This window comes from Comamonas halotolerans (assembly GCF_030162935.1).
Lineage (GTDB): Bacteria > Pseudomonadota > Gammaproteobacteria > Burkholderiales > Burkholderiaceae_C > Comamonas > Comamonas halotolerans.
This window is the reverse complement of record NZ_JASAUZ010000056.1, coordinates 190,594-216,613: the sequence shown is the minus strand read 5'-3', so window position 1 is coordinate 216,613 and position 26,020 is coordinate 190,594. Positions and strand designations below refer to the sequence as shown.

At 55.0% G+C, this 26,020-nt stretch carries 24 protein-coding genes; 23 read left to right on the top strand and 1 reads right to left on the bottom strand.

Features of this window, described 5'->3' with window-relative positions; genetic code table 11:
* The 4 genes from QEP11_RS16590 to QEP11_RS16575 all read left to right on the top strand — a co-directional run.
* Nucleotides 1–364: DUF2345 domain-containing protein (locus QEP11_RS16590; RefSeq protein WP_284337753.1), on the top strand; the 364-nt coding region annotated here is incomplete at its 5' end.
* A gap of 14 nt (nt 365–378) precedes the next feature.
* Complete coding sequence (locus QEP11_RS16585; protein WP_284337752.1) at nt 379–1,371, top strand: hypothetical protein; 993 nt, start codon at nt 379–381, stop codon at nt 1,369–1,371.
* Nucleotides 1,368–4,493: a T6SS effector BTH_I2691 family protein gene (locus QEP11_RS16580; protein WP_284337751.1), complete on the top strand. Its 3,126-nt coding sequence runs from the start codon at nt 1,368–1,370 to the stop codon at nt 4,491–4,493. Before QEP11_RS16585 ends, QEP11_RS16580 begins: the two co-directional genes overlap by 4 nt.
* A 29-nt stretch (nt 4,494–4,522) precedes the next feature.
* On the top strand, nt 4,523–5,698 hold the full coding sequence (locus tag QEP11_RS16575; protein ID WP_284337750.1) for a DUF6708 domain-containing protein: 1,176 nt from the start codon (nt 4,523–4,525) through the stop codon (nt 5,696–5,698).
* 162 nt (nt 5,699–5,860) lie between these two features.
* On the opposite strand, the gene QEP11_RS16570 is transcribed toward QEP11_RS16575, so the two are convergent.
* On the bottom strand, nt 5,861–6,118 hold the full coding sequence (locus tag QEP11_RS16570) for a hypothetical protein (RefSeq protein ID WP_284337749.1): 258 nt from the start codon (nt 6,116–6,118) through the stop codon (nt 5,861–5,863).
* On the opposite strand from QEP11_RS16570, the gene QEP11_RS16565 reads away from it, so the two are divergent.
* The 19 genes from QEP11_RS16565 to QEP11_RS16475 all read left to right on the top strand — a co-directional run bounded on the left by QEP11_RS16565 (nt 6,011) and on the right by QEP11_RS16475 (nt 25,981).
* Nucleotides 6,011–7,039: a DUF6708 domain-containing protein gene (locus QEP11_RS16565; protein ID WP_349816785.1), complete on the top strand. Its 1,029-nt coding sequence runs from the start codon at nt 6,011–6,013 to the stop codon at nt 7,037–7,039. The genes QEP11_RS16570 and QEP11_RS16565 overlap by 108 nt on opposite strands.
* A 573-nt stretch (nt 7,040–7,612) precedes the next feature.
* The gene (locus QEP11_RS16560) at nt 7,613–8,311 is read left to right on the top strand and encodes a hypothetical protein (RefSeq protein WP_284337747.1); all 699 of its coding nucleotides are present in this window, start codon (nt 7,613–7,615) and stop codon (nt 8,309–8,311) included.
* 61 nt (nt 8,312–8,372) lie between these two features.
* Nucleotides 8,373–9,488, top strand: coding sequence for a hypothetical protein (locus QEP11_RS16555; protein ID WP_284337746.1), 1,116 nt, complete (start codon nt 8,373–8,375; stop codon nt 9,486–9,488).
* 61 nt (nt 9,489–9,549) lie between these two features.
* Nucleotides 9,550–10,659 (top strand): hypothetical protein, encoded by a 1,110-nt coding sequence (locus tag QEP11_RS16550; protein ID WP_284337745.1) that lies wholly within the window; start codon nt 9,550–9,552, stop codon nt 10,657–10,659.
* A 55-nt stretch (nt 10,660–10,714) separates the two neighbouring features.
* Nucleotides 10,715–11,830 (top strand): hypothetical protein, encoded by a 1,116-nt coding sequence (locus QEP11_RS16545; RefSeq protein ID WP_284337744.1) that lies wholly within the window; start codon nt 10,715–10,717, stop codon nt 11,828–11,830.
* A gap of 61 nt (nt 11,831–11,891) precedes the next feature.
* The gene (locus tag QEP11_RS16540; protein ID WP_284337743.1) at nt 11,892–13,007 is read left to right on the top strand and encodes a hypothetical protein; all 1,116 of its coding nucleotides are present in this window, start codon (nt 11,892–11,894) and stop codon (nt 13,005–13,007) included.
* Between the two features lie 517 nt (nt 13,008–13,524).
* A complete protein-coding gene (locus QEP11_RS16535; protein ID WP_284337742.1) occupies nt 13,525–14,262 on the top strand; it encodes an SDR family NAD(P)-dependent oxidoreductase in 738 nt (245 codons plus the stop codon).
* Nucleotides 14,263–14,309: 47 nt separating this feature from the next.
* Entirely contained in the window at nt 14,310–15,077 is a 768-nt protein-coding gene (locus QEP11_RS16530) for an SDR family NAD(P)-dependent oxidoreductase (protein ID WP_284337741.1), read from the top strand.
* 9 nt (nt 15,078–15,086) lie between these two features.
* Nucleotides 15,087–15,722 (top strand): nuclear transport factor 2 family protein, encoded by a 636-nt coding sequence (locus tag QEP11_RS16525; RefSeq protein ID WP_284337740.1) that lies wholly within the window; start codon nt 15,087–15,089, stop codon nt 15,720–15,722.
* Nucleotides 15,723–15,731: 9 nt separating this feature from the next.
* Complete coding sequence (locus tag QEP11_RS16520) at nt 15,732–16,811, top strand: alkene reductase (RefSeq protein WP_284337739.1); 1,080 nt, start codon at nt 15,732–15,734, stop codon at nt 16,809–16,811.
* A 270-nt stretch (nt 16,812–17,081) separates the two neighbouring features.
* Entirely contained in the window at nt 17,082–17,981 is a 900-nt protein-coding gene (locus tag QEP11_RS16515; RefSeq protein ID WP_284337738.1) for a VOC family protein, read from the top strand.
* Nucleotides 17,982–17,999: 18 nt separating this feature from the next.
* Nucleotides 18,000–18,878, top strand: coding sequence for a CoA transferase subunit A (locus tag QEP11_RS16510; protein WP_284337737.1), 879 nt, complete (start codon nt 18,000–18,002; stop codon nt 18,876–18,878).
* 11 nt (nt 18,879–18,889) lie between these two features.
* Nucleotides 18,890–19,702 carry a CoA-transferase subunit beta gene (locus tag QEP11_RS16505; RefSeq protein WP_284337736.1) on the top strand — a complete coding sequence of 271 codons (813 nt, stop codon included), beginning with the start codon at nt 18,890–18,892 and terminating at the stop codon, nt 19,700–19,702.
* Nucleotides 19,703–19,704: 2 nt separating this feature from the next.
* Entirely contained in the window at nt 19,705–20,613 is a 909-nt protein-coding gene (locus QEP11_RS16500) for an enoyl-CoA hydratase (RefSeq protein WP_284337735.1), read from the top strand.
* Nucleotides 20,610–21,704 (top strand): NAD(P)H-dependent flavin oxidoreductase, encoded by a 1,095-nt coding sequence (locus tag QEP11_RS16495; protein ID WP_284337734.1) that lies wholly within the window; start codon nt 20,610–20,612, stop codon nt 21,702–21,704. Before QEP11_RS16500 ends, QEP11_RS16495 begins: the two co-directional genes overlap by 4 nt.
* Nucleotides 21,705–21,721: 17 nt before the next feature.
* Entirely contained in the window at nt 21,722–22,480 is a 759-nt protein-coding gene (locus QEP11_RS16490; RefSeq protein ID WP_284337733.1) for an enoyl-CoA hydratase family protein, read from the top strand.
* A gap of 32 nt (nt 22,481–22,512) precedes the next feature.
* Nucleotides 22,513–23,667 carry an acyl-CoA dehydrogenase family protein gene (locus tag QEP11_RS16485; RefSeq protein ID WP_284337732.1) on the top strand — a complete coding sequence of 385 codons (1,155 nt, stop codon included), beginning with the start codon at nt 22,513–22,515 and terminating at the stop codon, nt 23,665–23,667.
* A gap of 17 nt (nt 23,668–23,684) precedes the next feature.
* Nucleotides 23,685–24,830 (top strand): acyl-CoA dehydrogenase family protein, encoded by a 1,146-nt coding sequence (locus QEP11_RS16480; protein ID WP_284337731.1) that lies wholly within the window; start codon nt 23,685–23,687, stop codon nt 24,828–24,830.
* On the top strand, nt 24,827–25,981 hold the full coding sequence (locus QEP11_RS16475) for an acetyl-CoA C-acetyltransferase (protein WP_284337730.1): 1,155 nt from the start codon (nt 24,827–24,829) through the stop codon (nt 25,979–25,981). The genes QEP11_RS16480 and QEP11_RS16475 overlap by 4 nt, the downstream gene beginning before the upstream one ends.
* Nucleotides 25,982–26,020: the final 39 nt, after the last annotated feature.

The following is a 26,020-nucleotide window of genomic DNA, read 5'->3' as shown; positions in this document are numbered from 1 at the left end:
AACAGAGCCCAACACGGAGCGCGGCATCAAGCTGCATGCTGCAGATGGTGCGGTGAAGGTGCAAAGCCAGCAAGGCCCCAGCCAGATGGCAGCGCAGCAAAGCGTCACGCTTGCCAGCACAACGCAGGGAGCGAATGTGCTGGCGGCAAAGCATCTGCTGCTCACGGCAGGCGGAGGCTATATCCGGCTCGAAGGGGGCAACATCCAGATTCATGCGCCGGGTGCAGTCACCTTCAAAGCCGGGTCACACAACTTCGTGGGGCCGGGCAGCAGCAGTGTGTCCGCGCAATTGCCAAGCTCCTCAATACAAGCATGTCCATCGCAGTTGGCGAAAGCAGCAGCAACTGGCGAAAGTGCGATCTGAGTCCGATGGCAAACATGAAGCAGATTGACGTATTGAAGGCTAACTTGCGCGCTGGTGAGGCAATTTTTTTATTGATTGACCCAATCATGGGTGAGCCTATCGTTTCTCATGGCATGGACATGCAAGGTGATTTCTCCGACATCCAAGTGCAGCGCGAAAGTAGTTGGGGACGCCCTATCCATGCCATAAAGCTTGATGAAAACATCATGCTTCCGGCTGCGTTGCAGCCTTATCTGGTGGAACTTAACAATAAAGAAGACCACTGGCTTGAAGCAAGTCTAAAACTGGCTCAGGAGGAGTCCTGCACTGCTTCTTTGCTTGATAGTTCGGCTTTGACGTATGTGGGCGGAAAGCACTGTATTGGTGGCTGGCTGCAATCGGCGCATTGGCCTGAAAAAGTGACGATGGCATTGGCATCTGTAATGACTTTGCATGCACAGCAAAGCAGCGCTGGTGCTAAGAAACACTATTTGCGTCTTGCTGATAGGCGAGTTTTCTCCTGGGTGGGGCACACCTTGGGCGAACAGCGATTGCAAGCAGCGCTGTATCCAATAACCCGGTGGCTGTATTTAAATGTGACCGCTCAGGTGAACAGTGTTGCAGTGCACGGTCAGCGCACGGATTTGACAGCCTTGTACTTTGCTGCAGACGAGTGGAAGAGGATGGAGTCTGCTTCTGCACATCATGCAGTGCTTACCTGCTGGCTTCATAGCTTTGTAAAACGTTCTGCTGACATGTTTGATCCATGGCAGCAGCACCAGAGCCGCTGCATGGAAAAAGTATCCATGGCCTTGGAGCAGGCTAAACACAACGCACAGCAATGGCCGCAAGCACTTCAGGCTGAAAAAGACTTGGTGGTATATGCAAGCCTGAGTCTTTTGTATAGCGAGCATGCTTTACAGCAGAGTTTGCGACTCTTGATGTCGGATGACCTTGGACAGCAAGGCTTGGGCTTGCACGCCATGCGCGAAGCCATAAGCGAAAAAATCAAGGAGGCCGAAAAATGAGCGGCAATGAAAAACAAACGCAAAGTGGTTGTGACCAGTGCAATCGCAGTGGACTGTCGCTGTTATTGCTGCGCCCCAGTCCAATTTCCCAGGACAATCGCGTAGCGCCTGCTGGTGCCGGACTGGTCAAGGTGGATGAAAATACTTTGCTGGCAGGGCTGATACCCACGGGCACCAAGGATGTACGTTATGGGCTGCGTTTGCTGAGGCCTGGGTATGTGCACATGTATATACCAAAGCCACCCGAAGGCGTGGCGCATTGGCACGTATACCGCATCTCGAATAATGCGGACCTCATTGCTCAGTCGGACCCTGTCTTTTCTCAGATGCCTAGGCCCGCGCCTTGCCAGCGGACTGGACACAATGCACTGGGTATGCGCCTGCTGCCAATACCCCAGGCACATCTCATCGATACAGTCTGGATTGCCTATAGTGCCAACCTGTGGAACGACAACCTTAAGGCGCAGAATCAGGCTAACCCCGAGGTTATGCAGGAAATCCATGTAAAGCAGGGTGTGGCCAATCCAGGCTCTTTCGTGCCCTCTGCTAATGCGTTGAAGGCACAAGTGCTTGAGTGTGCATTGCCAGTCCTGACCATCAACGGAAACCAACAACATGATTTTCCATTCTGCAGCCTGATGTCTCAGACAGAGCAGTTGGCACAGGAGATGGAGGAAGTCGCTGCGCTGCATCCACAAACTGCAGGCAAGCAATTGGCAATTGTGTTGCGTGATCCGGTTGGCATTGCTGCTGAGTTCAATGCCATGCGCTTACGGATGTCGGATTTATCGACCACACATTTGCTCAGGCCTGAGGTGCGCCAGCCACTTGAGGTGAACAAGCTTATTCAGACACTGAAACAAAGCGTGTTGCCTGATGTTGGTGCAGAGGAGGCGCTGACTGCAGTCTGCCCACTTAGAAAAAAATCAGCCTTTGATAGAAGTGCCAGCACGATGCCTACGGGCACAGAGTGGGAGGCGTTAACGCAAGATGAGTTGGCTGTGCTGAACGATAGGGCCAGCTCCGACTCACCCATTGCGCACGCGTTGTTGGCTCCCTATCGGAGTGCATTCACCCAAGAGCCACTGGGCCGTGTCATTTATCCAGACCATGAAGAGCGTGTCAGAAAATGGGCGCAAGAACAAGCAGATCAGGCATGGGAGCGTTTTGCGCAATATTACGACGATGAGCAACGCCGTAACTGGCTGCAAGGTCTGCAGCAAACTTTGCAAGCGCAATACCTCAATACCCTGAAGGTTTACGAAGATAACTGGAATCGTGCTTTGCGCAGCAATGCACTCGGAGACTACTTCGCGCAACATTTTGACGAGCAGGATACCAACCTCCAAGAGATGCACGCACGTACTGGGTGCAGTGCCGGCAGCATTTACATGGAGGAGGCAGCCCTGAGTTTTACGCCAGAACCATTCTGCGTTGATGGGGAGGCACAGAGATTTTTCGATTCTCAGCTTGATGCCGATATCGCCATGCCCAACGCCATCATGCTGCGGGCCATGGTAGGAAATCAGAAATCGCTGATTGACATATTGCTTGCAGACCCTGGAAATGGGCAGCGCGACAAAATCTACGATTTCATCAAAGGCCTGATTGGTGAATACACAGGAGCCAAGGCGCATCTTGGGCAGCCGCTCACACCTGCAATGGGCAAAGCTGTGTCTTGGTTGACCAACATTAATATGGGCTTTTCATTGGGAATGCTCGGAGCATTGGGGGCTGCTGCCACCAATTCGATGGCGAGCACGTTCGAAAGAATAATTGGTGCAGGTGGAGGTGTGCCAGCCGCTCCGGCGAGCATTAGCCCACAGATGCTTGCACGCCTGAATAAAGTTCAGGCCATGACATTGGTGCATCAGGCTAGTGAGGAGACCCTCAAGGCCGTTTTGAATCAAAAAGCAGTTGCGGTACCCGTGGTGGTGATGGCCAATCTGAGTCCCGGGCAACTGCGCCAGTTGATGATTGACCGTGGGGCTCCGATGTCACGACGACGCATACGCGCCTTAGGCAAGCATCAGGTGCGGGTTGCCATGGTCATCAACAGCAATACGCTTGCAGAATTGATGGAAGCTCCACCCAGCAATCTGCGAGGGAGCGTTGGCAGGAACGCAGATGAGGTGGTTTTTTCGGCGCATGCCTATCGTTACCAGAACATAGCGGCAGGTACCAATGGCCAAGTATTGACACTGCCAATAAGCAAACTCAGCGAGATTTACCTGGAGCACCAAGCCAAGCTCAGTCAGGCCCCTGCCCAGGTACGCCGATGGATGGCGGAGGTACAAAACGGCCCAAGTATTCAGGCCGGGCGTAAAACACTGCTGTCTCTGGACGGCCGCTTGGCCATTGGTGGTGTCATTTTGCAAATCACTGCATTGATGCATGGCCTGAAGGACTACCAAAGCGAAGCCGGCAAGTCTGCACCTGACGCGCGTAAATTGAATGACGCTTGGATAGGCATGACCAGCGCCATGGTGGGGGCCATGGGCGGTATGGCGGAGCTGTCTGCAACATATTGGGTATTCCGCACCGAGCGTGTGCAAGCCGTCTCTTCCAGTGTTGCAAACCGAAGCACTTCTGTTTTGCTGCTCCGAGGCACAGGCGCGCTACTTGGGACTGTGGGCAGCTTTATGACGGCCTGGAGTACTTTGCGTGCAGCGGATGACTTAGGAAGAAGTGGCCGAATGGATTTGGTATGGCCTATGCGAATAAGTGCTTTTCTTTTTGGGATTTCAGGAGTGCCGTTAGCGATTGTTTCTGTTGATTATTTTTTGCAAGCGGCAATAAGAGCCGGATTGATTAGATCTGGCAATGTAGCTGCCCGCCAAGCATCTAGAGTGGCAGGGGCGCGCGTAGGAGCAGGCATTGCTGCTCGTCTGGGCGTAGCGGCTGCAGGGCTTAGCGTTCCGGGTGTGGGCTGGGCCTTGACGGCAGTGGCGCTTGGTGAGCTGGTTTATGTTCTGATCAATACCCATGACCCATTGCAGACCTGGTTTGCCAGCTCTTATTTTGGCAAAACAAGCTGGTATCAGAGTAGCTTAGCAAAGCGCGGGAGCTGGGAGGAAGAGCTGAATGCCTTCAATCGGATTGACTGGGGTACATCCAATTAGAAACCTGCTTCAGAAAGCAAGCTAAATCAATGAGCCAAGATAAAGAAAATAATCCACCCATTAGCGATATTCCCCCAATTGATCCGCAAATAGATCCGGATCTGATTGATCTGCCCACCGGTGGTATTGTTACGCAGGGAAGCTGCATTTTTTTGAATGTGGTCGATACCTCTACCATGGAGCCCAACCCTGATACCCTGAATGGGTTGGCAGACCGCTTTTCCAAGCGCAGGCGGGCGCATGATAAAACCAGTACTTTTGATAATTTGAGTGCGGTTTATCAAGAAGCAATAGCAGTAGGGCGCGTTGGAGCTGATGCTCGAGTGCGTGGTGCAGGATTATTATTTCCGATTATTGGTTTGGCTCCATTTTTTGTATTTGGAGGCGAGTATATAAAATGGACAGTTGAAGCTTTTCAAGAGTTGTATTGGCATGCAATAATAATGTTAAGTATCGGTTGGGGTGTATTTTTATGGTTTTTGCCGATATTATGGTCTTATATGCAAACGGACCTGTGTGGTATGGAAGATACGCCCATTGTTTTTGACCGTAAGCGGCGGCGTGTTTATCGGCTGGTTCCATTGCTTGATGGCAGTACCGAACGTGGCTGGCGGCGCCTGTTCGGGCCGGTCAGGCTGCAGGCACTGGAATATCACTGGGACAATATCTCGGTTGATCATTGGGTGCAGGTGAGTGGCACACGGCATTCGGTTTCCCGCATTCACCAGTTGCTGATGACGGTGCGTGGCCCGCTCAAGCTGGGAGAGGCGCAAATGCGGCTGCTGGTGCAAAAGGGGCTGGATGTGAATCACCAGATTCTGGATCAGTTCACGGTGGGCAGCCCTGCGGCTATGGGGGTGGCCACCATTCCCATGTGGTGGGAATATCTGCGCCGCTATATGGATGGAACAGGCCCGGCATTGCCCCAGGGCGAACAACTAGAGGGCATTCCCCGCCCGCGCAGTCTGTGGCAAAGCATGGGGGCCGTTGGGCCGTTTGGTCCACGATTCATGTGGTGGTGGCGCAGCTCCGGGGCGACACGCTTTGTTCTGATATTTTTTATTGTGCTGTTTCCCATCATGCTGCCATTCAATATCGCATGGGGTATTTGCAACCGTATCAGCTATCTGACCATGCGCAAAGTGATCTGGCCCGAAGAACTGCGGGCACAACTCGGAGAGCCACTGCATAAATTACCGGATTGATGAGTCCTGAAGGCAAGGGGGAGATATATTTTATTTGGTCGAGGTGGGCGGGTATCCGTTCGGCTTAGCAACGCGGGGGAGCTGGGAGGAAGAGCTGAATACGTTCAATCGGATTGACTGGGGTGCATCCAATTAGAAACCTGCTTCAGAAAGCAAGCTAAATCAATGAGCCAAGATAAAGAAAGTAATCCACCCATTAGCGATATTCCCCCAATTGATCCGCAAATAGATCCGGATCTGATTGATCTGCCCACCGGTGGTATTGTCACGCAGGGAAGCTGCATTTTTTTGAATGTGGTCGATACCTCTAACATGGAGCCCCACCCTGATACCCTGAATGGTTTGGCAGACCGCTTTTCCAAGCGCAGGCGGGCGCATGAAAAGACCAGTACTTTTGATAATTTGAGTGCGGTTTATCAAGATGCAATTGCTGTGGGTAGACCTGGCGCTGCTGCAAATGTGCGAGGTGCAGGCCTTTTATTTCCATTAATATGGATGATTCCAGCTATATTAACATTTCCTTACTGGGGAGGTTTTTTTGGGGAAGTAATTCAAGATGGAGAATGGTTTGGGATTATTAAAGTATTTCTATCTGTTATCTTGATAATTTGGTTCCTAAAGCTTTCTTGGGGGTATATGCAAACAGACCTATGTGGTATGGAAGATACGCCAATTGTTTTTGATCGCAAACGGCGCCGTGTTTATCGGCTGGTTCCATTGCTTGATGGCAGTACCGAACGTGGATGGCAGCGCCTGTTCGGGCCAGTCAGGCTGCAGGCACTGGAATATCACTGGGACAATATCTCGGTTGATCATTGGGTGCAGGTGAGTGGCACACAGCATTCGGTTTCCCGCATTCACCAGTTGCTGATGACGGTGCGTGGCCCGCTCAAGCTGGGAGAGGCGCAAATGCGGCTGCTGGTGCAAAAGGGGCTGGATGTGAATCACCAGATTCTGGATCAGTTCACGGTGGGCAGCCCTGCGGCCATGGGGGTGGCCACCATTCCCATGTGGTGGGAATATCTGCGCCGCTATATGGATGGAACAGGCCCGGCATTGCCCCAGGGCGAACAACTAGAGGGCATTCCCCGCCCGCGCAGTCTGTGGCAAAGCATGGGGGCCGTTGGGCCGTTTGGTCCACGATTCATGTGGTGGTGGCGCAGCTCCGGGGCGACACGCTTTGTTCTGATATTTTTTATTGTGCTGTTTCCCATCATGCTGCCATTCAATATCGCATGGGGTATTTGCAACCGTATCAGCTATCTGACCATGCGCAAAGTGATCTGGCCCGAAGAACTGCGGGCACAACTCGGAGAGCCACTGCATAAATTACCGGATTGATGAGTCCTGAAGGCAAGGGGGAGATATATTTTATTTGGTCGAGGTGGGCGGGTATCCGTTCGGCTTAGCAACGCGGGGGAGCTGGGAGGAAGAGCTGAATGCCTTCAATCGGTGTGAAAGAAAATATTCTGCCTGCTTGATAAAAAGAGAGATTTTATGTTTACCAGAGAGAATGATTATGTGCGGGCCAAAAGAAAATCTATAGAAAGTGCTCGTAGCCTGCTAAAACTGGAAGCGCAAAAGCAGTGGCCTGTCAATCGCTCTGGTGCGCGGGGTGTCTGGCTCCCGGAGGCAGGGATTTACGCCCAAAACGAAAATTATCTTGAACTAAGCAATGCAGGTTGGGACAAGCAGTGGGTGGCAGGATTAATGGTTTTGTTTGGAATTTTGCCATTTCTGATGGTTATTTGGGCTTGGTATTGTTTTGCTGTTCACCCATTGTTTTTTGAAGAGGTACTGTTTTTGTGGCCAACAGCGACAATTCCGTATGCAGAGGAAGAAGAGATTTTTGTATGGTTTGGTTGGCTGCTGCTTTTTCCACTGGCCTTGGCTAGTGTCGCAATGATTTATGGCATGCTTTACCCCATGGGGTGGCATACCTGTTTTTTTACCTATCTCAGAGGGCGCGTTCGCTTTAATCGCGTGACCCGCAAGGTCTATGTGCTCAGGCCAGCTAATTGTGGCGGCAATCAAGTCTATGAATGGGATCGTCTGCTGGCCTTGCATGAAAGCGATGGCGATAACCCGAGTTTGGAAGTCAAACCCCTGGCCTTATATCACCCGCCTTTTGATCCTGATGATCCGCAGGCAAAGGGTGAAGACTGCATTTATGTGGGTTCGGCCAATGGCACAGAAGAAGCTGCACACTTATGGGAATATATCCGCCAATATATGGAAGTGGGCCCCAGCGTAGATCGCATTCCCAAAGACGCACCCGCCCATTACAAAGGCATTGCCCGCTATCTGCATCCCGATTATTTCACCTACTGCGGCAAACCCAGCGCGGCGCAACTGCGCTTGGAGCTGGGCCTGGATCTGGTGAATACCTTTTTTCACATGCTGAGTCAGATGACTTGCTCGTGGCCTCGCTTTCCCAAGGAGTGGGAGAGTGACAGCGGCCTGGGCGAGCCTGAAGACCGCCCGGTGCAAACCGGCGCAGTGATGACTGCCCTGGTCTACCGGGCTGAAGGCAAGTTGAGCAAGGCCGATGAGATCGAGTTTTTAACGCACTGGGGCACCGAAGAAGCGCTGGCAGAAGCCAAAGCGCGTTGAGGGGTGGGAGAAGAAGCTACATCACTCTCATATGGCCTAACTCCAAAGAATAATCATTATTATGTTTTCAAGAGAAAATGAATATTCTTACACCAAAAAGAAATCCATTGAAGAATCAAGAGTGTTGATTCGGCTGAATGAGCAAAAGCAATGGCCCACTCATCGATCTGGGGCTCGGTGCGTTTGGCTACCAGATTATGAGATTTTTGCGCAGAATGATAATTATCTGGATCTAAGCAACGCGGGCTGGAATAAGCAGTGGATGGCAGGGGCTACAATTTTTTTTGGATTTATACCTGCTCTTTTTATTATTTGGGTATGGTATTGTTTTGGTGTACATCCATTATTTTTTGATGAATTTATATTATTCATTCCAACAATGAGAGGTGATTATGTTGAAAAGGCATGGCCAGTACTTCTTGTTTCTTGGATAATTGTTTTTCCTCTATCTCTAGCTAGTGTAGCCTTGATTTATGGCATGCTTTATCCGATGGGGTGGCGCACCTGTTATTTCACCTACCTCAGAGGGCGTGTTCGCTTTAACCGCTTGACCCGCAAGGTCTATGTGCTCAGGCCTGGCTATTGTGGTGGTAATAAAGTCTATGAATGGGAGCGCCTGCTGGCCTTGTATGACAGTGGCGGGCCAAACCCTGTTGGAGAAATCAAGCCGCTTGCCTTATATCACCCGCCTTTTGATCCTGATGATCCGCAGGCAAAGGGCGAAGACTGCATTTATGTTGGCTCAGCCAATGGCTCGCAAGAGGCCGCGCATCTATGGGAATATATCCGCCAATATATGGAAGTGGGCCCCAGCGTAGATCGCATTCCCAAAGACGCGCCAGCCCATTACAAAGGCATTGCCCGCTATCTGCATCCCGATTATTTCACCTACTGTGGCAAACCCAGCGCGGCGCAACTGCGCTTGGAGTTGGGCCTGGATCTGGTGAATACCTCTTTTCACATGCTGAGCCAGATGACCTGTTCATGGTCTCGCTTTCCCAAAGAGTGGGAGAGTGACAGCGGCCTGGGCGAGCCTGAAGACCGGCCGGTGCAAACCGGTGCAGTGATGACCGCCCTGGTCTACCGGGCCGAAGGCAAGCTGAGCAAGGCCGATGAGATTGAGTTTTTAACGCACTGGGGCACCGAAGAAGCGCTGGCAGAAGCCAAAGCGCGTTGAGGGGTGGGAGAAGAAGTTACATCACTCCCATATGGCCTAACTCCAAAGAATAATCATTATTATGTTTTCAAGAGAAAATGAATATTCTTACACCAAAAATAAATCTATCGAAGAATCGAGAGTATTGATTCGGCTGAATGAGCAAAAACAATGGCCCACTCATCGATCAGGGTCTCGGCGTGTTTGGCTGCCAGATTATGAGATTTTTGCTCAAAATGATAATTATCTGGAGCTTAGTAATGCGGGTTGGGATAAGCAGTGGATGGCGGGAGCTACGATTTTTTTTGGTTTTATCCCATTTTTGATTGTAATGTGGGCCTGGTATGGTACTGCAATACATCCTTTAATTACGGACCAAATAATGCTTTTCTGGGTTATTGATGATTATAGACCGTCTGACTCATTATTTGTTTGGGCTGGTTGGATAATTGCATTTCCGTTGGCTATAGCTAGTGTAGCCTTGATTTATGGCATTCTTTACCCCTTGGGGTGGCGCACCTGTTATTTCACTTACCTCAGAGGGCGCATTCGCTTTAACCGTCAGACCCGCAAGGTCTATGTGCTCAGGCCTGGTTATTGTGGTGGTAATCAAGTTTATGAATGGGATCGTCTGCTGGCCTTGCATGACAGTGGTGGGCCAAACCCTGTTGGAGAAATCCAGCCGCTTGCCTTATATCACCCGCCTTTTGATCCTGATGATCCACAGGCTAAGGGCGAAGACTGTATCTATGTGGGCTCTGCCAATGGCTCGCAAGAAGCTGCGCACTTGTGGGAATATATCCGCCAATATATGGAGGTGGGCCCCTGCGTAGATCGCATTCCCAAGGATGCGCCCGCCCATTACAAAGGCATTGCCCGCTATCTGCATCCCGATTATTTCACCTATTGTGGCAAGCCCAGCGCGGCGCAACTGCGCTTGGAGTTGGGCCTGGATCTGGTGAATACCTCTTTTCACATGCTGAGCCAGATGACCTGTTCATGGCCTCGCTTTCCCAAGGAGTGGGAGAGTGACAGCGGCCTGGGCGAGCCTGAAGACCGCCCCGTGCAAACCGGCGCAGTGATGACCGCCCTAGTCTACCGGGCCGAAGGCAAGCTGAGCAAGGCCGATGAGATCGAGTTTTTAACGCACTGGGGCACCGAAGAAGCGCTGGCAGAAGCCAAAGCGCGATGAGGGGTGGTGGCAAAAAACTTCTTAACCAAAGAGCCTGATCAAAATATTTATTAATATGTTTACCCGAGAAAATGATTATGTGCGGGCCAAAAGAAAATCTGTAGAAAGTGCTCGTAGCCTGCTAAAGCTGGAAGCGCAAAAGCAATGGCCCTTCAATCGTTCTGGTGCACGAGGTGTCTGGCTGCCTGAGAGAGAGGTTTTTGCCAAAAATGAAAATTATTTGGAGTTAAGTAATCCTGGTTGGAATAAGCAGTGGGTTGCTGGTATTACAGTTTCTTTTGGAGTTATACCATTTTTGCTTGTTATTTGGTGTTGGTATTGCTTTGGTGTACATCCACTATTGTTTAATGAGTTTATATTGTTTATACCAACAATGAGAGGTAATTATGTGCCAGATGCATGGCCAGTGTTACTTGTCGGTTGGTTGATTATTTTTCCGTTAGCTTTAGCAAGTGCTGCTATGATTTATGGCATGCTTTACCCCATGGGGTGGCATACTTGTTTTTTTACCTATCTCAGAGGGCGCATTCGTTTTAATAGGCAGACCCGTAAGGTCTATGTGCTCAGGCCAGCTAATTGTGGCGGCAATCAAGTCTATAAATGGGAGCGCCTGCTGGCCTTGCATGACAGTGATGGCGATAACCCGAGTTTGGAAGTCAAACCCCTGGCCTTATATCACCCGCCTTTTGATCCTGATGATCCGCAGGCTAAGGGCGAAGACTGTATCTATGTGGGCTCAGCCAATGGCTCGCAAGAGGCCGCGCACTTGTGGGAATATATCCGCCAATATATGGAAGTGGGCCCCAGCGTAGATCGTATTCCCAAAGACGCGCCTGCCCATTACAAAGGCATTGCCCGCTATCTGCATCCCGATTATTTCACCTATTGTGGCAAGCCCAGCGCGGCGCAACTGCGCTTGGAGTTGGGCCTGGATCTGGTGAATACCTTTTTTCATTTGATCAGCCAGATGACCTGTTCGTGGCCTCGCTTTCCCAAGGAGTGGGAGAGTGACAGCGGCCTGGGCGAGCCTGAAGACCGCCCGGTGCAAACCGGCGCAGTGATGACTGCCCTGGTCTACCGGGCTGAAGGCAAACTGAGCAAGGCCGATGAGATCGAGTTTTTAACGCACTGGGGCACCGAAGAAGCGCTGGCAGAAGCCAAAGCGCGATGAGGGGTGGGAGAAGAAGTTACATCACTCTCATATGACCTAACTCCAAAGAATAATCATTATTATGTTTTCAAGAGAAAATGAATACTCCTATACAAAAAAGAAATCCATTGAAGAATCAAGAGTATTGATTCGGCTAAATGAGCAAAAGCAATGGCCCACTCATCGATCTGGGGCTCGACGTGTTTGGCTGCCAGATTATGCGATTTTTGCCCAGAATGAGAGTTATCTGGAGCTAAGCAATGCGGGGTGGGATAAACAGTGGATGGCAGGGGCTACAATTTTTTTTGGCTTTATACCAGCTTTTTTTATTATTTGGGCTTGGTATTGTTTTGCTGTTCACCCATTGATTTTTGAAGAGATAATGTTTTTCTTGCCAAATTTAATAGATGAACTTACAGAGGAAAGAGAAATTTATATATGGTTTGGTTGGCTGTTGATTTTCCCGTTGGCTTTGGCTAGTGCAGCCTTGATTTATGGCATTCTTTACCCCTTGGGGTGGCGCACCTGTTATTTCACTTACCTCAGAGGGCGGGTTCGCTTTAATCGCATGACCCGCAAGGTCTATGTGCTCAGGCCTGGCTATTGTGGTGGTAATCAAGTCTATGAATGGGAACGCCTGCTGGCCTTGTATGACAGTGGCGGGCCAAACCCTGTAGGAGAAATCAAGCCGCTTGCCTTATATCACCCGCCTTTTGATTCTGATGATCCGCAGGCTCAGGGCGAAGACTGCATTTATGTGGGCTCAGCCAATGGCTCGCAAGAGGCCGCACACTTGTGGGAATATATCCGCCAATATATGGAAGTGGGCCCCAGCGTAGATCGTATTCCCAAAGACGCGCCCGCCCATTACAAAGGCATTGCCCGCTATCTGCATCCAGACTATTTCACCTACTGTGGCAAACCCAGCGCGGCGCAACTGCGCTTGGAGCTGGGCCTGGATCTGGTGAATACCTTTTTTCACATGCTGAGCCAGATGACTTGCTCGTGGCCTCGCTTTCCCAAGGAGTGGGAGAGTGACAGCGGCCTGGGCGAGCCTGAAGACCGCCCGGTGCAAACCGGCGCAGTGATGACCGCCCTGGTCTACCGGGCCGAAGGCAAACTGAGCAAGGTCGATGAGATCGAGTTTTTAACGCACTGGGGCACCGAAGAAGCGCTGGCAGAAGCCAAAGCGCGTTGAGGGGTGGGAGAGGGCGCTGCTGCATAAATTGCTGCGCAGCCAGTTGTAGGCTTGCTGCATGAGTTTGCGCTGTAAGCCCCTCTTCCGCAGGAGCAGCTTTAAGCACTGCAACGCCGTGCTTAAAGCTCGTGGGGCGTTACTCATTTGCTTGGGCAAGCCCATGTCTTTGTTTACCGCTTGCAGCGCCAAAGTCGGGCACGAACCTGTGCAGCCAAATTGTTCACGTGGCTCGTGCTTTGTGTGATGCCTTGCACTGCTCTCAGCTTGTTGTCTGGTATAGGACTTTGCTGGACTGGCTCATACCGCCAGCCTATAGACAAGAAGACGTTCGTTCGTGCAACAACGTCGCTCCAGCAATGCCTGAGGCACCGACCTCAGCCACAACTGCAAATATTCGATTTGCTGGCTGTGCTGGTGGCTCCAAGTCTCAACAGCCCCTAGTCTCAATAGACGATGGTTGCTCCCGGATTTGTTTTTACGCTTGTCTCCAAAGATCAATCAACTACAGGAGATAGCTGTGCGTTTAAATGGAAAGATTGCGGTAGTGACGGGGGCAGGCCAAGGAATGGGACGCGCAATTGCTCGTCAATTTGCCAGCGAAGGAGCCACCGTGGTGGCGGTGGATTTGAATGAAGCTGCGGCAAAGGAAACCCTGGAGGGGGCTGCTACTGGACGTCATGTGGCACGTTCCGTCAATGTGGCGGACAGCGCGGCTGTAGCGCAACTGTTTGCCGATATTCAGCGTGATCTGGGTGCTGTGGATGTGCTGGTGAACAACGCGGGTGTGGGCTCGGTAGATCAGTTTGCAGACATTCCGGACGAGACCTGGAACCGCGTGATTGGCGTGAACCTGAATGGCGCGTTTTTCTGTGCCCGTGAAGCCGTTAAATCCATGCAGGCCAGTGGCAAGGGCGGGGCGATTGTGAACATTTCCAGCACTTCTGCAGTCAGCGGTGATGGCCCTGCGCACTACTGCGCATCCAAGGCTGCACTGATGGGGCTGACCCGTGGCATGGCCAAGGAGCTGGCTCCCAAAGGGATTCGCGTGAACACCCTGGTACCTGGCCCTACCAACACGCCCATGATGCAGGGCATTCCCAAAGAGTGGTCAGACGCCATCATTGCCGGCGTGCCCATGGGGCGCATGGCAGAGCCTGAAGACATTGCCAAGGTGGCTGTGTTCCTGGCCAGTGACGACAGCGGTTTTGTCACCGGCCAGAACGTGGCTGTCAACGGTGGCAGTGCATTCCTGTAAACGCCAAGGCGTTTCCCATTCCCATTGAGAACAAAGAAAGAGACATCATGACCCAGCGTTTGGAAGGCAAAGTGGCATTTGTGACGGGGGGCGGCTCAGGCATTGGCGCAGCCACAGCAGAGCGGTTGGCACAGGAAGGTGCCACGGTGGTGATTTGTGGCCGCCGCCAGGGCCCTTTGGATGAGGTGGTGGCGAAGATCAAGTCGGCAGGCGGCAAGGCTTCGGCCGTGGTGGCAGACGTGAGCAACGAATCCCAGATTGTGGGCGCTTTGGAGCAGGCTGCCAAGGAGCACGGAGGGCTGGATATTGTGGTGAACAACGCCATGGCATTCACCTGGGGCAGCATTGACAGCATGTCCACCAGCGACTGGCACGCCAACTTTGGCACCTCGGTGGATGGCACCTTCTGGGGAACACGTACCGCGCTGCGCTTGATGAAAGAGCGCGGGGGCTCGATTGTGAATATCAGCTCCATCTGCGGCACGCTGGGCACACCTTATATGTCGGGCTATTCGGCAGCCAAGGCCGCGGTGATCAACTTCTCGCGTGCCGCTGCGGCAGAGGGTGCGGCAGCCGGTATTCGTGTGAACGTGGTGGTGCCCGCTGTGGTGGAAACACCAGCCACAGCAGGCATGCTGGCAGACGAAGCATCGCGCCAAAATACCGAAAAGCTGATCCCGATGGGTCGTGTGGGGCAGCCGCATGAACTGGCCAATGCGGTGCTGTTTCTGGCAAGCGATGAGTCCAGCTACATCACGGGTGCAACCTTGCCCGTGGATGGCGGTCGCTCCGCGGTTCTGGTCACTGCGCTGTAAGGAGTGGCAATGAGCCAATGGCCACAGACCCTGGAAGAGCGCATTGACCGTCTGGAATCGCTGGACAGCATTCGTCAGCTGGTGGGCAAGTACTCCCTGTCGCTGGATATGCGTGACATGGATGCGCATGTGAATCTGTTTGCGCCAGACATTCGTGTGGGGCGCGACAAGGTGGGCCGCGCGCATTTCAAAGCGTGGCAGGATTCCACGCTGCGTGATCAGTTCACAGGCACATCCCACCACGTAGGCCAGCACATCATCGAGTTTGTGGATGCCGATCACGCCACGGGCGTGGTCTATTCCAAGAATGAGCATGAGTGCGGAGCCGAGTGGGTCATCATGCAGATGCTGTATTGGGACGACTATGAGCGCATTGACGGGCAGTGGCTGTTCCGCCGTCGCCTGCCTTGCTACTGGTATGCCACAGACTTGAACAAGCCACCGATTGGCGACATGAAGATGCGTTGGCCGGGCCGTGAGCCTTACCACGGCGCTTTTCATGATTTGTTCCCAAGCTGGAAGGCTTTCTGGGCTGAGCGCCCAGGCAAGGACGCATTGCCCCAGGTGGCTGCGCCTGCGCCGCTGGAGCAGTTTTTGACAACCATGCGTGCGGGTGCGCCCGATCCACGTATTCGCGTGCGCTAAGGAGCTGTGATGGATTCGCTGTTGTTTACACCGATCAAGCTGGGGGCGCTGGAGTTGCGCAACCGCGTGGTCATGGCTCCGATGACGCGCAACCGTGCGACCAATGACGGTGTGCCCACGCCCAGCATGGCGCAACACTATGCCCAACGTGCTTCTGCAGGCTTGATTGTGGCCGAAGGTGCCTGGCCGACCGCAGAAGGCCAAGCCTATAACCGCCAGCCGGGGATTGCCACGGCGGCGCAGGTGAAGGGTTGGCAGCAGGTGACGGATGCGGTGCATGCCAACGGTGGCCGCATTGTGTTGCAGATCATGCATGCAGGGCGTATTGGCAGCCGCTGGATCAAGCCTGAAGGTGTGCGCAGCGTGTCTGCATCCCACCTGCAGGCCAAGGGGCAGATCTGGACTGACAGCCAGGGCATGCAGGACTTTGATGTGCCCCATGCGCTGACTACCGAGGAGGTGCGCCAGGCGGTCAAAGACCATGCCGATGCGGCCAAACGCGCCATGGATGCAGGTTTTGACGGGGTGGAATTGCACGGCACCAGCGGGTATCTGTGCCTGCAGTTTTTGCACTCCAGCACCAACCAGCGCAGCGATGCGTATGGCGGTGATGTGGAGCAGCGTGCCCGCTTTGCGACGGAATGCCTGCAAGCCATGGCGCAAGCGATTGGTGCGCAGCGGGTGGGTTTGCGTCTGAATCCAGGCAACACCTTCAATGACACGTCGGACGAAGACTCTGCTGCAGCGCACGCTGCCTTGATGCGTCAGGCCTCCAGGGTTGGCATTGCCTATCTGCACATCATGCGTGCGGTATTTGATCCGCGCATTGATGCCTTTGCACTGGCGCGCGAGCACTTCGGGCGCAACCTGATCCTCAACGATGGCTTTGATGCACTGAGCGCAGAACAGGCCTTGCAAGCCGGACAAGGTGAGGCGGTGTCTTTTGCACGGCATTACATTGCCAACCCTGATCTGGTGGAGCGTATGCGTCATGGCTTGCCTCTTGCCAAATTTGACCGCAATACCTTGTACACACCGGGTGACGAGGGCTACACAGACTATCCCGCTGCTGCGTTGCAAACGGCGTAGAGCACACCTTTTGCAACGTTGACCGCCTTGCCCAGCAAGGCGGTTTTTTTATGCCTGCCATGCGAGGGAATCAGCGCTTCGGGTTTGCCGCAATGGAACATGGTGCAAATGAGTTAGCACCTTTGAATGTCTTTCCATATCAACAGGTGGCGCTCACTTTTTTGATTTATTAAATACGTTTTTGTTAGTCTCAACGGACGATGTTTGGAACGTCTTGCATGCCCAGAATCACTGCATCACGACAACCCTTGGGTAGGAGACCCCGACATCATGATGAAGATTGCTGGACTGTCATACGTGGTTGCCGAGAGCACCGATGTGGGGCGCTGGGAGCAATACGCCCACGATGTGCTTGGCATGATGAGCACGCGCACTCCGGATGGCAATGTGCTGATCAAGATGGATGAGCGCCAGTACCGCTTTCAGGTGCAGCCTGGCGGCCAGGACCGCTATCTGGCATCTGGTTGGGAGGTGCAGAACCAGCAAGCGTTTGAAGAGGCGCTGCAAGTCATGCAGCAGGCCGGTGTGACCTATGAGATGGGAAGCCCCGAGCTGTGCAAGCAACGCGGTGTCCAGCAGCTGGCCGTGGTGCTTGATCCTTCTGGCAACCGCCATGAGATTGGCTGGGGTTTCAAGTCGGACTTCGGACACTTTGCCTCGCCTCAGGGGGTTTCGCGCTTTGTGACGGGCAACCAGGGCATGGGCCATACCGTGTTGCCGGCCCCCGATTTTGACAAGACGGTGAGCTTTGTGCGCGAGGTGCTGGGTTTTGAACTCTCAGACATCTACAACATGCGCCCCGCCGGTGATGACGGCCCGCTGATTCGCATTCATTTCTTCCACTGCCAGAACGGGCGCCATCACAGCCTGGCGCTGGCGGAGTTCCCTTCGCCTACGGGCTGTGTGCACGTGATGGTGGAAGTGGAGAACATGCCCGAAGTCGGGCGTGCCATGGATCGCATGCAGGCCAACAACGTGAAGCTGTCGGCCACGCTCGGTCAGCACACCAATGACCGAATGATTTCTTTCTATATGAAAACGCCATCCAACTTCGATATCGAGTTTGGCTATGGCGGGGCAGTTATCGACTGGGAAGAGCACATTACCCACGAATTCACCAAGGTCAGCCTCTGGGGTCACGACTTCAGCGTAGGCCGTCCTGCCGAGTAACAAGAGGAGTTTGAAGCAATGGCCAATAAATTGATGAGTGCTGCCGACGTCATCGCCAATCTGAAAGATGGCATGACCATTGGTATTGGTGGCTGGGGGCCTCGCCGCAAGCCTATGGCACTGGTGCGCGAGCTGCTGCGCAGCCCTGTGAAAGATCTGACCGTGGTTGCCTATGGCGGCGCGGATGTAGGCATGCTGTGCGCTGCAGGCAAGGTCAAGAAGCTGGTGTTTGCCTTTGTCTCTCTGGACTTCATTCCACTGGAGCCTTATTTCCGCAAGGCTCGCCAGAGCGGTGCGCTGGAGGTGATGGAGATTGATGAAGGCCATATGGTGCTGGGCCTGAAGGCTGCGGCGATGCGTGTGCCCTACATTCCCACGCGCATTGGTCTGGGCACGGATGTGCTCAAGCACAACCCCAGCATTCAGCAGGTGATCTCACCCTATGACGGCAAAGCCTGGGTGGCCATGCCAGCGCTGCCTCTGGATGCAGCCCTGCTGCACGTTGACCGTGCCGATGCACGAGGCGTGTGCCAGATCAGTGGCCCCGATGTTTACATGGATGACTTGTTCGCCCGTGCCGCCAAGCAGACCTTTGTGAGCTGCGATGAGCTGGTGGACAGCAGCCACTTCGCCAGCGAGCAGGATGCGCGCCTGGTGTTCTGGGAGCGCTCGGAAACCACCGGTGTCGTGCATCTGCCCGGTGGTGCGCACCCCACTTCTTGCGCGCCGCTGTATGGCTTTGATGTCAAACACTTCAAGGAGTACACCGCCAGCGCCAAGGAAGAGGGTGGCTGGAGCCAGTACGCCGAGAAGTACCTGCAATGCAGCGAGCAGGAATACCAGGAAAAAGTGGGTGGCATGCAGGCCATCCAGCGTTTGCCCTTGCCTGTTTTCTAAGGAGAAGCACCATGACAGATCAAGCCGTAATGGAGCGCAGCAAGGCTGCAGCCAACACCGAAATTGCATTGGTGGACCGTGTCATCTGCGCCGCTGCCCGCGCCTGGGAGCACGATGGAGAGGTGCTGGCTACCGGCATTGGACTGGTTCCGCGCCTGGCTGCCTCCTTGTGCATGAAGTCGATCAATACCGACTTGATGATGACCGATTCCGAGGCCTGGCTTCTTAGCGAGCCCGCGCCGGTAGGCCCTCGTGGGGATTACCAGATACAGCGCGAAACCTGGATGGGTTTTTCCCGGATTTTTGACAATGTCTGGGGTGGCAAGCGCCATGCCATGGTGGGGCCGGTCCAGGTGGATCGCTTTGGTCAGGGCAATATCTCCATGGTGGGCAGCGATTACGCCAAGCCCAAGTCCATGATGCTGGGTGTGCGCGGCTTTCCGGGCAACTCCATCAATCACGCCAACTCTTTCTTTGTGCCCAACCACAGCCGCAAGGTGTTTGTGGAAGGTGAGGTGGACATGGTGGGCTCGGTGGGTTACAACCCCGCGCGTCTGGCGCAAGGCTGGACGCTGGAAGAGACCACGGACATTCGCTACATCTTCACCAATCTGTGTGTGATGGATTTCGGGGGGCCGAATCATCAGGCGCGCTTGCTGGCACTGATGCCTGGCGTCACCGTCGAGCAGGTGCAGGAGGCAACGGGCTTCCCGGTGCACATTCCAGCCGAAGTAGGCGTGGTGCCCGATCCAACGCCTGAGCAGCTGGCCCTGTTGCAGCAGCTGGACCCCCACGGCCTGCGTGCCACAGCGATGGGAGCTTGAGCATGGATGCAACTGTTGCAAGCACCGAATTCGTGGTTCGTGAAGACAAGGCGGTGTACGAGACGGACACCCCCGTGCTCTACAGCGTGGACAGCGGCATTGCCACGGTGACCATGAACCGTCCTGCACTGAACAATGTGCAGAACTCGCAGATGACCTATGCGCTGGATGCGGCATTCCGCTGCGCGGTGGACGATGACAGCGTGAAGGTCATTGTGCTTCGCGGCAGCGGCAAGCACTTCAGCGCAGGCCATGACATTGGCTCCCCTGGGCGTGATATCAACAAGCCTTTCGAGCGCGTGCACCTGTGGTGGGACCATACCAACAAGCCCGGTGGGGAGCAGTTGTTCGCGCGTGAACAAGAGGTCTATCTGGGCATGTGCCGCCGCTGGCGTGACATTCCCAAGCCCATGATTGCCATGGTGCAAGGCGCCTGCGTGGCTGGTGGTCTGATGCTGGCCTGGGTGTGCGATCTGATCATTGCCAGCGATGATGCCTTCTTCCAGGACCCGGTGGTACGCATGGGCATTCCAGGTGTGGAGTATTTCGCCCATGCCCATGAACTCAATCCGCGCATTGCCAAAGAGTTCCTGTTGCTGGGTGAGCGCATGGGCGCTGAGCGTGCCTACCAGATGGGCATGGTCAACCGCATCTTCAGCCGTGAGGAGCTGGAAGCCAAGACCTACGAAATTGCCAACCGCCTGGCGGCCCAGCCGCGCATGGGCATGGCGCTGACGAAGATGGTGGTCAACAAGGCGCAGGACATGCAAGGCCTGCGCGACACCATGGACCTGGCGTTTGGCTATCACCATTTTGCGCACGCTCACAGCCAGACCTTGGGCATGGGGCAACTGGGCGGGCAGGACGCCAAGTCCATGGTACAGGCCAACAAAAAGGAGGCCGCGCAATGAGCACGGCAGCTTTGCGTACGCCTTTGTGCGATTTGCTCGGGTGTGAATACCCCATCATCCAGACTGCCATGGGCTGGGTGGCGGGCGCTGATCTGGTGGCTGGCACCACCAATGCCGGAGGGTTTGGTTTTCTGGCAGGCGCCACCATCGCTGCTGACAAGATCGAGGCTGAAATCCTCAAGGTCAAGCGGCTGACGGATGACCGTCCTTTTGGACTGAACTTCCACATGTTCCAGCCCAATGCCCAGCAGTTGCTGGATCTGGCCGTGAAATACCGCTTGCGTGCCGTCAGCTATGGCCGTGGCCCTGACAAGGCCGTGATTGGCCGACTGCGTGATGCAGGCATTGTTTGCATGCCGACCGTAGGTGCGCTCAAACATGCGCAAAAAGCCATCGAGATGGGGGCCAATGTCATCACCGTGCAAGGCGGTGAGGGCGGTGGGCACACGGGCAGCGTGCCGACCACCGTGCTGCTGCCCCAAGTGGTGGATGCGGTCAACGTGCCTGTGGTGGCCGCTGGCGGCTTCTACGACGGGCGTGGACTGTTGGCAGCGCTGGCCTACGGTGCGCAAGGCATTGCCATGGGGACGCGATTTCTGATGACCAGCGACTCCAAAGTGCCGGAAGCCACCTTGCAGCGCTATGTGCAGACCAGAGATGCGGAAAAGATCGCCATCTCTTATCTCGTGGACGGCATGCCCCAGCGCATGATTCCCAACGAATACATGCAGATGCTGGAAAAAGCCAGTCCCTTCAAGCGCTTGCGCATCGCACTGAGTCTGGCCATGCAGTGGAAATCCATGACGGGCATGACCACCGGGCAGGCAGCCAGCACTTTCCTGAAGGCGTTGCGCGAGGACTCATCCTCGGTGGCGCAGACCGTGATGGCGGCCAATGCCCCCATGCTGCTGCAGCGCTCCATGGTGGAAGGCAAGCCTGCAGAAGGCGTGATGTCAGCTGGCCAGGTGGCTGCGCTGATCGGCAGGCTCGACAGCTGCGAAGACGTGATTCAGGGCATGGTGCGCCAAGCCATGGAACGCAGCCATGCCCTGAGTGCCATGACGCAGCAATGTGAGCCCGTACCCGCTTAACCCTTTGAAGATCGCTTATGTCGAATTCGCAATTTTTCTCTCAGGTGCATGACAACGGAGTAGCCGAACTGGTGATTGACCGTGCGCCTGTCAATGCCCTGAACGCCGAAGGCTGGAATACCCTGGCCCGGGAAATCCAGCATTTGGGTGAGCGTGATGACGTGCGTGTCATCGTGATTCGCGCTGAAAACCGTGGTTTCTGCGCGGGTGTGGATATCAAGGAACTGGCTGCCAACGACAAGCTGATCGTCAGCGTGAATGCGGGCAACTACGCCACGTTCAAGGCGGTACACCTGAACAGGGTGCCGGTCATCGCAGCTGTGCATGGCTTTGTGCTGGGCGGTGGTATCGGTATCTGCGGTGCATCGGACATCGTGATTGCCGCGGAAGACGCCACGTTTGGTTTGCCTGAAGTGGATCGCGGCGCCATGGGCGGTGCGGCCCATTTGCAGCGCATGTTTGGCGTGCAGAAAACCCGTTATCTGTTCTTTACGGGCGAAATGATTGGCGCGCAGGAAGCGTTTCGTCTGGGCGCCGTAGAGCGTGTGGTGCCGCGCGATCAGCTGCGTGCCACCGCGATGGAGATCGCCGCAAAGATTGCAGCCAAGAGCCCCGCCATGATCCGCATCGCCAAAGAAGCGTTGACAGGCATTGAGGACGGCAACCTGGAAGACAAATACCGCTGGGAGCAGGGCTTCACCTTGCAAGCCTATATGAGCCCGGATTCCGCTGAAACCCGCAGTGCGTTCGTTGAAAAGCGCGACGCAAAATTCTAAGTACCTGCTGCGCGACCCAAGGAGACAACAGCATGGATTTGACCTATACCCCTGCGCAACAGGCCTTTCGCGCACAAGTGCGCGCCTGGCTGAAAGACAACGTGCCCAAGCATCGCTTGAAGAGCTACGACACCCGCGAAGGCTTCGAGCAGCATCGTGAGTGGGAGGCCAAGCTGGCCGAAGCAGGCTACAGCGCCGTGATGTGGCCCAAAGAGCTGGGCGGCTGTGGCTGCGACCTGACCGAATGGCTGATTTTCGAGGAAGAATACTGGGCTGCCGACGCGCCTCAGCGTGTCAACCAGAACGGAATTTTGCTGCTGGGCTCCACCTTGATGGAGTTTGGCACGCCGGAGCAAAAAGCACGCTTTCTGCCGCGCATGGCGCGTTGCGATGACATGTGGGCCCAGGGATGGTCCGAGCCCAATGCAGGCTCTGACATGGCGGCCATCAGCAGCCGTGCCACGCGCAAGGGCGATACCTATGTGCTTAACGGCCAGAAAATCTGGTCCACACGCGCCATTTTTGCCGACTGGCTGTTTGGCTTGTTCCGCAGCGACCCTGCCTCCAGCCGTCACCATGGTCTGAGCTACATCCTGGTGCCGCTGAATACCCCGGGCATCACGGTGCGCCCGATCAAGGCGCTCAACGGCCAGGATGCATTTGCGGAAATCTTCTTTGACGATGCCGTGGTGCCTGCCGAGAACCTGATCGGTGCTGAAGGCAAGGGCTGGAATGTGGCCATGGCCACAGCTGGCTTTGAGCGTGGCCTGGTGCTGCGCTCTCCTGCACGTTATCAGCGAACTGCCCAGAAATTGCTGGATCTGTACCTGCGCAACCAGGCGCAGGCAGACCGTGATCCCTCAATTCGCGATGCGGTGCTGCGTGCGTGGATGGGGGCTGAAGCCTATACCCAGTCTTCCTACCATACCGTTGGCCGTCTGAGCAAAGGTGCGCATATTGGCGCGGAAGCCAGTACCAACAAGATTGTCTGGTCTGAGCTGGATATTGACATGCACCAGACCGCCATGCGCATCCTGGGCAATCGCGCGGAGCTGTGTGACGACGATGAAGCCACTGAGTGGAGAGAGGGTTTCCTGTTCTCTCAGGCCGGGCCGATTTACGCCGGCAGCAATGAGATTCAGCGCAACATCATTGCTCAGCGCATGCTGGGCTTGCCCAAGTCTTGAAACGGGGAGTACCAATCATGGATTTCACTTTTTCTGAAGACCAGATCGCCTTTCGTGACACCGTGAGCCGCTTCCTGATGACAGAAGCAGCCCCTGAGTTGCTGCGCGAAATCTGGGAAACCGAAACAGGCCGCAGCACAGATCTGTGGAACAAGATTGCCGAGCAGGGCTTGATGGGGCTTTCCGTGCCTGAGGCTGAAGGCGGCATGGGCCTGCGAGATGTCGACTGGGCCTTGTTGCTGCAGGAAATTGGTTACTACGGCTTGTCCGATGTGGTGGCAGATACGGCTTATGTGGCTGTCGGTATGCTGGCTGCATTGCCAGAGGGCCATCCGGCGCGCAGCACTTGGCTGCCACGCATTGCGGAGGGGAAAGCTCGTGTGGCGGTGGGCCATCCGCTGAACCTCTATGTGGCAGATGCAGCGCAGGCGGACGTGCTGTTGCTGCCTCACGCCAGCGAAGACGGACTGGAGCTGCATCTGGTGTTGCCTGGCCAGTGCCAGATTGAAGCCAAACCCAGTTACGACACTTCACGCCGCCTCAGTCATGTGGTGTGGACACCCGCTGAGAGCACGCGCATTGCAGATGCCCAGCAAGGGAAGGCCATCTGGGCACAAGCAGGAGAGCGTGGTGCACTGGCTGCTGCGGCGCAAATGCTGGGGCTGTCTCAGCGGATGCTCGACCTGTCAGTGGACTATGTGGCGCAACGCAGGCAGTTTGACAAGGTGATTGGCAGCTTCCAGGCAGTGCAGCACCATCTGGCAGACATTGTGACCAAGATCGAGTTTGCCAAGCCTGTGCTCTATCGCTCTTTTTACGCGCTGCAAGAAGGTGATGCAGATCTGGCTGTGCGTGTCTCGCACGCCAAGTTGCAATGCAGCGAGGCCAGCGCATTGGCTGCTCGCAACAGCCTGCAGGTGCATGGTGCCATGGGCTATACGTGGGAAGTGGATTTGCAGATGTTCATGAAGCACGCCTGGGTGCTCGAGGCTGCATGGGGTGATGAGTCTTTTCACAAAGACCGGCTGACCACGGGCTTGCTGCGTAGCTGCAATCCACCCGCTGGACCGGGTGCAACTTTCGACCGCCCTTCAGTGCTGATCCAGACTGGCAATGCCCAGATAGTTGCAAAAAATGAAGTTGTTGAAGAGGTGGCTGCATGAGTGCGCAAGCTTATATCGTGGATGCCTTGCGCTCGCCCACCGGCAAGCGCAAGGGCTCATTGGCCAGCGTTCATGGTGCAGACCTGGGCGCACATGTGATCAAGGCCATTGTGGAGCGCAATGCCATCCCGGCGGATGAGTATGACGACGTCATCTTCGGCTGTGTGGACACGATTGGTGCGCTGGCCGGAGACATCGCCCGTACTTCCTGGTTGGCCGCAGGCCAGCCTTTGTGTGTGCCTGGCACGACGGTGGATCGCCAGTGCGGCTCTTCCCAGCAAGCCATCCACTTTGCTGCCCAGGCGGTAATGAGTGGTACGCAAGATGTGGTGCTTGCCGGTGGTGTGCAAACCATGAGCGCCATTCCGATCTCTTCGGCCATGTTGGCGGGACAGGCCCTGGGCTTCACCACACCGTTCGCAGAGAGCAAGGGCTGGCAGGCGCGCTTTGGTGATGCGCCTGTCAACCAGTTCTACGCGGCGCAGCGCATAGCGGAACACTGGGGTGTCAGCAGAGCGGACATGGAGGTGTTTGCCAAGGAAAGTCACGACCGCGCTCTGCGGGCGATAGCAGAGGGCCGTTTTGATCGCGAAATTGTCCCCTTCGGCGATTTCAAGATGGATGAGACCGCTCGCCAGTCCACGCTGGAGAAGATGGCCACGCTGGAGCCTGTGGATCCCACATACCCAGCCATCACGGCTGCTGTGTCCAGCTCCACCTGTGACGCTTCGGCCGCCGTGCTGGTGGTTTCGGAAGCTGCGCTCAAACGCTACAACCTGACGCCACGTGCACGCATCCATCACATCAGCGTGCGCGCCGATGACCCGATCTGGCACCTGACCGCACCGATTCCCGCAACGGAATATGCGCTCAAGAAAGCCGGGATGAAGATGAGCGATATCGATCTGGTCGAAATCAACGAAGCCTTTGCCTCGGTGGTCATGGCCTGGCTCAAGGAAACCGGCTATGACCACGCGAAGACCAATGTCAACGGCGGAGCGATTGCACTGGGCCACCCGCTGGGGGCATCGGGTGCCAAGCTGATGACCACATTGCTGCATGAGTTGGAGCGCACGGGCGGTCGTTACGGCCTGCAAACCATGTGTGAAGGTGGCGGTCAGGCCAATGTGACCATCATCGAGCGCCTCTGAGCGCTTGCCAGTTGCCCCCACCCCGAAGCAACCGACACG

What these genes read in the sequence shown, in the direction of transcription:
- QEP11_RS16585 (WP_284337752.1), top strand. Translation starts at nt 379, where the DNA reads ATGAAGCAGATTGACGTATTGAAGGCTAACTTGCGCGCTGGTGAGGCA.
- QEP11_RS16580 (WP_284337751.1), top strand. Translation starts at nt 1,368, where the DNA reads ATGAGCGGCAATGAAAAACAAACGCAAAGTGGTTGTGACCAGTGCAAT.
- QEP11_RS16575 (WP_284337750.1), top strand. Translation starts at nt 4,523, where the DNA reads ATGAGCCAAGATAAAGAAAATAATCCACCCATTAGCGATATTCCCCCA.
- QEP11_RS16565 (WP_349816785.1), top strand. Translation starts at nt 6,011, where the DNA reads ATGGAGCCCCACCCTGATACCCTGAATGGTTTGGCAGACCGCTTTTCC.
- QEP11_RS16560 (WP_284337747.1), top strand. Translation starts at nt 7,613, where the DNA reads ATGCTTTACCCCATGGGGTGGCATACCTGTTTTTTTACCTATCTCAGA.
- QEP11_RS16555 (WP_284337746.1), top strand. Translation starts at nt 8,373, where the DNA reads ATGTTTTCAAGAGAAAATGAATATTCTTACACCAAAAAGAAATCCATT.
- QEP11_RS16550 (WP_284337745.1), top strand. Translation starts at nt 9,550, where the DNA reads ATGTTTTCAAGAGAAAATGAATATTCTTACACCAAAAATAAATCTATC.
- QEP11_RS16545 (WP_284337744.1), top strand. Translation starts at nt 10,715, where the DNA reads ATGTTTACCCGAGAAAATGATTATGTGCGGGCCAAAAGAAAATCTGTA.
- QEP11_RS16540 (WP_284337743.1), top strand. Translation starts at nt 11,892, where the DNA reads ATGTTTTCAAGAGAAAATGAATACTCCTATACAAAAAAGAAATCCATT.
- QEP11_RS16530 (WP_284337741.1), top strand. Translation starts at nt 14,310, where the DNA reads ATGACCCAGCGTTTGGAAGGCAAAGTGGCATTTGTGACGGGGGGCGGC.
- QEP11_RS16525 (WP_284337740.1), top strand. Translation starts at nt 15,087, where the DNA reads ATGAGCCAATGGCCACAGACCCTGGAAGAGCGCATTGACCGTCTGGAA.
- QEP11_RS16520 (WP_284337739.1), top strand. Translation starts at nt 15,732, where the DNA reads ATGGATTCGCTGTTGTTTACACCGATCAAGCTGGGGGCGCTGGAGTTG.
- QEP11_RS16515 (WP_284337738.1), top strand. Translation starts at nt 17,082, where the DNA reads ATGATGAAGATTGCTGGACTGTCATACGTGGTTGCCGAGAGCACCGAT.
- QEP11_RS16510 (WP_284337737.1), top strand. Translation starts at nt 18,000, where the DNA reads ATGGCCAATAAATTGATGAGTGCTGCCGACGTCATCGCCAATCTGAAA.
- QEP11_RS16505 (WP_284337736.1), top strand. Translation starts at nt 18,890, where the DNA reads ATGACAGATCAAGCCGTAATGGAGCGCAGCAAGGCTGCAGCCAACACC.
- QEP11_RS16500 (WP_284337735.1), top strand. Translation starts at nt 19,705, where the DNA reads ATGGATGCAACTGTTGCAAGCACCGAATTCGTGGTTCGTGAAGACAAG.
- QEP11_RS16495 (WP_284337734.1), top strand. Translation starts at nt 20,610, where the DNA reads ATGAGCACGGCAGCTTTGCGTACGCCTTTGTGCGATTTGCTCGGGTGT.
- QEP11_RS16490 (WP_284337733.1), top strand. Translation starts at nt 21,722, where the DNA reads ATGTCGAATTCGCAATTTTTCTCTCAGGTGCATGACAACGGAGTAGCC.
- QEP11_RS16485 (WP_284337732.1), top strand. Translation starts at nt 22,513, where the DNA reads ATGGATTTGACCTATACCCCTGCGCAACAGGCCTTTCGCGCACAAGTG.
- QEP11_RS16480 (WP_284337731.1), top strand. Translation starts at nt 23,685, where the DNA reads ATGGATTTCACTTTTTCTGAAGACCAGATCGCCTTTCGTGACACCGTG.
- QEP11_RS16475 (WP_284337730.1), top strand. Translation starts at nt 24,827, where the DNA reads ATGAGTGCGCAAGCTTATATCGTGGATGCCTTGCGCTCGCCCACCGGC.